The 5875-nt window shown below is 48.5% G+C and carries 4 protein-coding genes; 3 read left to right on the top strand and 1 reads right to left on the bottom strand.

Annotated elements, in window-relative coordinates:
* Positions 1–30 precede the first annotated feature (30 nt).
* The gene (gene ettA / locus ACTHSP_RS16950) at positions 31–1707 is read left to right on the top strand and encodes an energy-dependent translational throttle protein EttA (protein WP_003747462.1); all 1677 of its coding nucleotides are present in this window, start codon (positions 31–33) and stop codon (positions 1705–1707) included.
* 65 nt (positions 1708–1772) lie between these two features.
* Here the strand turns inward: ettA and mtrR are convergent, their stop codons facing one another.
* Positions 1773–2408, bottom strand: coding sequence for a multidrug efflux system transcriptional repressor MtrR (gene mtrR, locus ACTHSP_RS16945; protein WP_440346508.1), 636 nt, complete (start codon positions 2406–2408; stop codon positions 1773–1775).
* A 226-nt stretch (positions 2409–2634) separates the two neighbouring features.
* Here mtrR and ACTHSP_RS16940 point away from each other — a divergent pair, with 226 nt between their 5' ends.
* Together ACTHSP_RS16940 and ACTHSP_RS16935 are read left to right on the top strand one after the other, a co-directional pair.
* A complete protein-coding gene (locus ACTHSP_RS16940) occupies positions 2635–3903 on the top strand; it encodes an efflux RND transporter periplasmic adaptor subunit (protein ID WP_371464496.1) in 1269 nt (422 codons plus the stop codon).
* 11 nt (positions 3904–3914) lie between these two features.
* Positions 3915–5875: efflux RND transporter permease subunit (locus tag ACTHSP_RS16935; RefSeq protein WP_440346507.1), on the top strand; the 1961-nt coding region annotated here is incomplete at its 3' end.

The raw sequence follows: 5875 nt of genomic DNA, 5'->3' as shown, positions 1-5875 counted from the left end.
TGAAATTTGTTTGACGGAAACGAGAAAACTATGTCCCAACAATACGTCTATTCTATGCTGCGCGTGAGCAAGGTTGTGCCGCCGCAAAAAACCATTATTAAAGACATTTCCCTTTCATTTTTCCCCGGTGCAAAAATCGGTTTGCTCGGTTTGAACGGTGCGGGTAAATCTACTGTACTGCGGATTATGGCTGGCGTTGATAAGGAATTTGAGGGCGAAGCCGTGCCGATGGGCGGCATTAAAATCGGCTACCTGCCGCAAGAGCCTGAGCTTGATCCTGAAAAAACCGTGCGCGAGGAAGTGGAAAGCGGTTTGGGCGAAGTAGCTGCTGCACAAAAACGCTTGGAAGAAGTGTATGCCGAGTATGCCAATCCTGATGCGGATTTTGACGCGTTGGCGGAAGAGCAGGGTCGTTTGGAAGCGATTATTGCGGCAGGTTCATCTACCGGCGGCGGTGCAGAGCATGAATTGGAAATCGCTGCTGACGCGCTGCGCCTGCCTGATTGGGATGCCAAAATCGGCAATTTGTCCGGCGGTGAAAAACGCCGTGTGGCTTTGTGCAAACTCTTATTGAGCAAGCCCGATATGCTTTTGCTTGACGAGCCGACCAACCACTTGGATGCGGAATCTGTCGAATGGCTGGAGCAATTCTTGGTCCGCTTCCCAGGTACCGTGGTTGCGGTAACGCACGACCGCTACTTCCTCGACAACGCCGCTGAATGGATTTTGGAACTCGACCGCGGCCACGGCATTCCGTGGAAAGGCAATTACTCGTCTTGGCTGGAGCAGAAAGAAAAACGTTTGGAAAACGAGGCGAAGTCTGAAGCTGCACGCGTGAAGGCGATGAAGCAGGAATTAGAATGGGTGCGCCAAAATGCCAAAGGCCGCCAAGCCAAGTCCAAAGCGCGTTTGGCGCGTTTTGAAGAAATGAGCAACTACGAATACCAAAAACGCAATGAAACGCAGGAAATCTTTATCCCTGTTGCCGAGCGTTTGGGTAACGAAGTGATTGAATTTGTGAACGTTTCCAAATCGTTTGGCGATAAAGTGCTGATTGACGATTTGAGCTTCAAAGTACCTGCTGGCGCGATTGTCGGCATCATCGGTCCGAACGGCGCGGGTAAATCTACGCTGTTCAAAATGATTTCTGGCAAAGAGCAGCCCGATTCCGGCGAAGTGAAAATCGGGCAAACCGTGAAAATGAGCCTGATTGATCAAAGCCGTGAAGGTTTGCAAAACGACAAAACCGTGTTCGACAACATTGCCGAAGGCCGCGACATTTTGCAGGTTGGTCAGTTTGAAATTCCCGCCCGCCAATATTTGGGACGCTTCAACTTCAAAGGCAGCGACCAAAGCAAAATTGCAGGTCAATTGTCGGGCGGCGAACGCGGCCGTCTGCACTTGGCAAAAACTTTGTTGAGCGGCGGCAATGTGTTGCTGTTGGACGAACCGTCCAACGATCTCGATGTGGAAACTCTGCGCGCGTTGGAAGACGCATTGTTGGAATTTGCCGGCAGCGTGATGGTGATTTCGCACGACCGCTGGTTCCTCGACCGTATCGCTACGCATATCTTGGCTTGTGAAGGCGACTCTAAATGGGTGTTCTTTGACGGCAACTATCAAGAATACGAAGCCGACAAGAAACGCCGTTTGGGTGAAGAAGGCGCGAAACCGAAACGTATCCGTTATAAACCGGTAACACGTTAAGCAGGTTTGAACCAAAAGGCCGTCTGAAACTTTTAATGTTTCAGACGGCCTTTTATTTTTGATGTTTATGATTGTTTTCTTAATTGCGGATGGTTTTCCAATGTATCAATGATGATTTCAATCATGCGTGGGGCAGTTTGCGCTAAATCGAAGCCTTGACCTGAAGAAAGCCAGCGCCAAATCAAGCCGTCTAATGAAGACTTGATGAAGATGACTGCCATATCGATATCCAAATTATCCGCCAACGCTTTTTGTTGTACCGCATCAGTCAGGACAGCAACGATTTTTTCACGCCATAGTGATTGGTGTTTTTTAGCGATGGCAATAACCGCCTTGTTTTGCTCGGTGTGTTCGCATTTTAAAAACAAAATGCTGTGGAATTTATAGTGAAGCTCATTGTGTTGCAGGCGCTCGAAGAAACGGGTCAGAGTTAGTCGGAAGCTTGACCAAGCCTGTTCGTTATTGTTGTTCGAGTCTTCTTTTATGCAGCTTTCGATGTCGTCGCAAATCCGTTGGAACAAGGCGTCAAACAAATCTTCTTTGTTTTTGAAATGCCAATACAGCGCGCCGCGCGTTACGCCTGCGGCTTGGGCAATTTCGTTAAGCGAGGTGCGGGCAATGCCTTTCTGATAAAACGTATCCGATGCGGCAAGCATGAGATATTCTTTGGTTTTTAAGGCTTCGGTTTTGGTTCTTCTCATAGTTGTTTTGTAGGAAATGTAAATTTATGGTTTGGATTATAAAAAATTACTTCTGAACATGCAAGAATGTATGTATAATTTAATTCAATACTTGATAGTGTTTCTCAACACTATATAATCAGCCTGTTTTTCATAAAAGCAGGCAATTTCTGTTTGCGAAATATGAGATTAAAGTAATCAATTTTTAATTAGTCAAACCCTTATTTATCATAGAGATAGGAAAATTATGGCTCTTTATGCTTCTAAAATGATGCGTGTCGCGGCAATTGCAGCAGCTACTGCGTTGGCACTTTCCGCTTGCGGCAAAGGCGATGAAAAAGCAGCCGGCCAACAGGCGCAAGGCAGTCAGCAACAGCAAAAACAACCTGCGCCTGAAGTGCGCGTGGTCACTGTGCATCCAGAAACCGTTGCATTGACAACTGAGTTGCCGGGCCGTCTGGAATCATTGCGTACTGCCGAAGTTCGCGCCCAAGTTGGCGGTATTTTGCAAAAACGCTTGTTCCAAGAGGGCAGCTATGTGCAAGCCGGTCAGCCTTTGTACCAAATCGACAGCTCGACTTATGAAGCAAACTTAGAAAGCGCACACGCCCAGTTGGCGAGTGCGCAAGCTACTTTGGCCAAAGCGAATGCCGACCTGGCCCGCTACAAACCGCTGGTTGCTGCCGATGCCATCAGCCAACAAGAATATGATGCGGCCGTAACGGCCAAGCGTTCAGCAGAGGCAGGCGTCAAATCCGCTCAAGCAGCCATCAAATCTGCCGGTATCAGTCTGAACCGTTCCCGCATTACTGCGCCGATTTCCGGCTTTATCGGTCAATCTAAAGTTTCTGAAGGTACGCTGCTGAATTCCGGCGATACCACCGTTTTAGCCACCATCCAACAAACCAATCCGATGTATGTCAACGTTACCCAATCTGCGAGTGAGGTCATGAAACTGCGTCAACAGGTTGCCGAAGGCAAATTGTTGGCGGCAAACGGCGCGATTGCAGTGGATATCAAATTTGACGACGGTACGGTTTACCCTGAAAAAGGCCGTCTGCTGTTTGCAGATCCGACTGTTAACGAAACGACCGGTCAAATTACCTTGCGCGCCGCCATTCCTAATGACAGAAATATCTTGATGCCGGGCTTGTATGTGCGCGTGTTGATGGAACAAGTTGCAGTGGATAATGCATTTGTAGTGCCGCAACAAGCAGTTACCCGCGGTTCGCAAGATACGGTGATGGTGGTGAATGACAAGAGCGAAATGGAAGCGCGTGTCGTGACCATTGCCCAACAGCAAGGTAGCAATTGGGTGATTACAGACGGCCTGAAAGACGGCGACAAAGTGATTGTTGAAGGCATCAGCATTGCCGCTATGTCGGGTGCTAAACAGGTAACGCCGAAAGAATGGACGCCGCCTGCAAGTGCTGCGGCAGCAGCACCGGCAGTTTCAGATGGCCAGGCTGCATCCGAGGCCAAGCCTGAAGCTAAAGCTGCATCTGAAGCTAAATAAGGAACGCGTGAATGTCTAAGTTTTTTATTGACCGCCCCATTTTTGCATGGGTTATTGCGATTTTTATCATCGCAGCGGGTATTTTCGGCATTCAAAAACTGCCGATTTCCCAATATCCGTCCGTTGCTGCACCGACCATTACTTTGCGCGCTACTTATCCGGGCGCTTCTGCTCAGGTAATGGAAGACAGCGTACTGGCCGTTATCGAACGTAATATGTACGGTGTGGAAGGTTTGGACTATATGACGACTTCTGCCAATTCCAGCGGCAGTGGCAGCGTCAGTCTGACGTTTACGCCTGAGACCGATGAAGATTTGGCGCAGGTGGACGTGCAGAACAAATTGTCGGAAGTGTTGTCCACATTGCCGTCTACCGTACAGCAATATGGTGTAACCGTATCTAAAGCGCGTTCCAACTTCTTGCAAGTGGTCATGCTTTCTTCTGAAAAGCAATCCATTGAGGAAATGAACGATTACGCCCAGCGTAATATCATTCCTGAACTGCAGCGTATCGACGGGGTAGGGCAGGTACAATTGTTTGGTGCGCAACGTGCCATGCGTATTTGGGTTGACCCGAAAAAACTGCAAAACTACAACTTGTCTTTTGCAACGGTAACCAATGCGCTTGCGACACAAAACATTCAAATCTCAGCAGGCTCCATCGGTTCTTTGCCGGCGGCTGCAGGTCAGACCATTTCGGCGACCGTTACTGCGGAAGGGCAATTAAGAACGGCTGAAGAGTTCGGCAACATCATTTTGGTATCAAATACCGACGGCTCTAATGTCTATCTGAAAGATGTGGCAAAAGTCGGCTTGGGTATGGAAGACTATTCTTCTTCCACCCGTTTGAACGGCGTCAACACTACCGGTATGGCGGTGATGCTGTCTAACAGCGGTAACGCTTTGGCAACGGCGACTGCCGTAAAAGAAAAAATGGCGGTTTTGCAGAAGTATTTCCCAGACGGCATGAGCTGGAAAGTTCCTTACGATACTTCCAAATTTGTGGAAATTTCGATTGAGAAAGTGATCCATACGCTTTTGGAAGCCATTTTTTTGGTATTCTTGGTGATGTATCTCTTCCTGCAAAACATCCGCTATACGCTGATTCCGACTATTGTCGTGCCGATTTCCCTGTTGGGCGGTTTTGCCTTTATCTCATACATGGGTATGTCGATTAACGTATTGACCATGTTTGCGATGGTATTGGTGATCGGTATTGTGGTCGATGACGCGATTGTGGTCGTTGAAAACGTTGAGCGTATTATGGCGAGCGAAGGTCTGTCGCCTAAGGCTGCAACCAAAAAAGCGATGGGTCAGATTTCCGGCGCGGTTATCGGTATTACTGCCGTGTTGATGTCCGTATTTGTTCCGCTGGCAATGTTTAGCGGTGCAACCGGTAACATTTACAAACAGTTTGCTTTGACCATGGCGGCATCTATCGGTTTCTCCGCATTCCTTGCCTTGACGCTGACTCCGGCATTGTGTGCCACTATGCTCAAACCGATTCAGAAGGGTCATCACGAAGAGAAAAAAGGTTTCTTCGGTTGGTTTAACAAAAAATTCGACAGCTGGACACACGGCTACGAAGGCTGGGTTGCCAAAGTCTTGCGCAAGACTTTACGCATGATGGTTGTCTATATCGGTCTGACTGTTGTGGGCGTATTCCTGTTTATGCGTCTGCCGACTTCCTTCTTGCCGACTGAAGACCAAGGTAACTTGATGTTGAGCGTACAGCTGCCTGCCGGCGCAACCAAAGAGCGTACCGATGCAACTTTGGCTCAAATCACTCAACTGGCGAAATCTGTACCTGAGATCGAGAACATTATTACCGTTTCCGGCTTTAGTTTTAGCGGTTCCGGCCAAAACATGGCTTTGGGCTTTGTCATTCTGAAAGACTGGAGCGAACGTACTGCTCCGGGCAGCGATGCGACTTCTATTTCCGGTAAGTTGACCGGTATGATGATGGCTACGCT

Source organism: Neisseria sp. P0001.S005, assembly GCF_051963715.1.
The sequence above is the reverse complement of the archived record's forward strand: the minus strand, read 5'-3'. Positions and strand labels throughout refer to the sequence as shown.

Coding starts and splice junctions, on each gene's coding strand:
- ettA (WP_003747462.1), top strand. CDS start 31: ATGTCCCAACAATACGTCTATTCTATGCTGCGCGTGAGCAAGGTTGTG.
- mtrR (WP_440346508.1), bottom strand. CDS start 2,408: ATGAGAAGAACCAAAACCGAAGCCTTAAAAACCAAAGAATATCTCATG.
- ACTHSP_RS16940 (WP_371464496.1), top strand. CDS start 2,635: ATGGCTCTTTATGCTTCTAAAATGATGCGTGTCGCGGCAATTGCAGCA.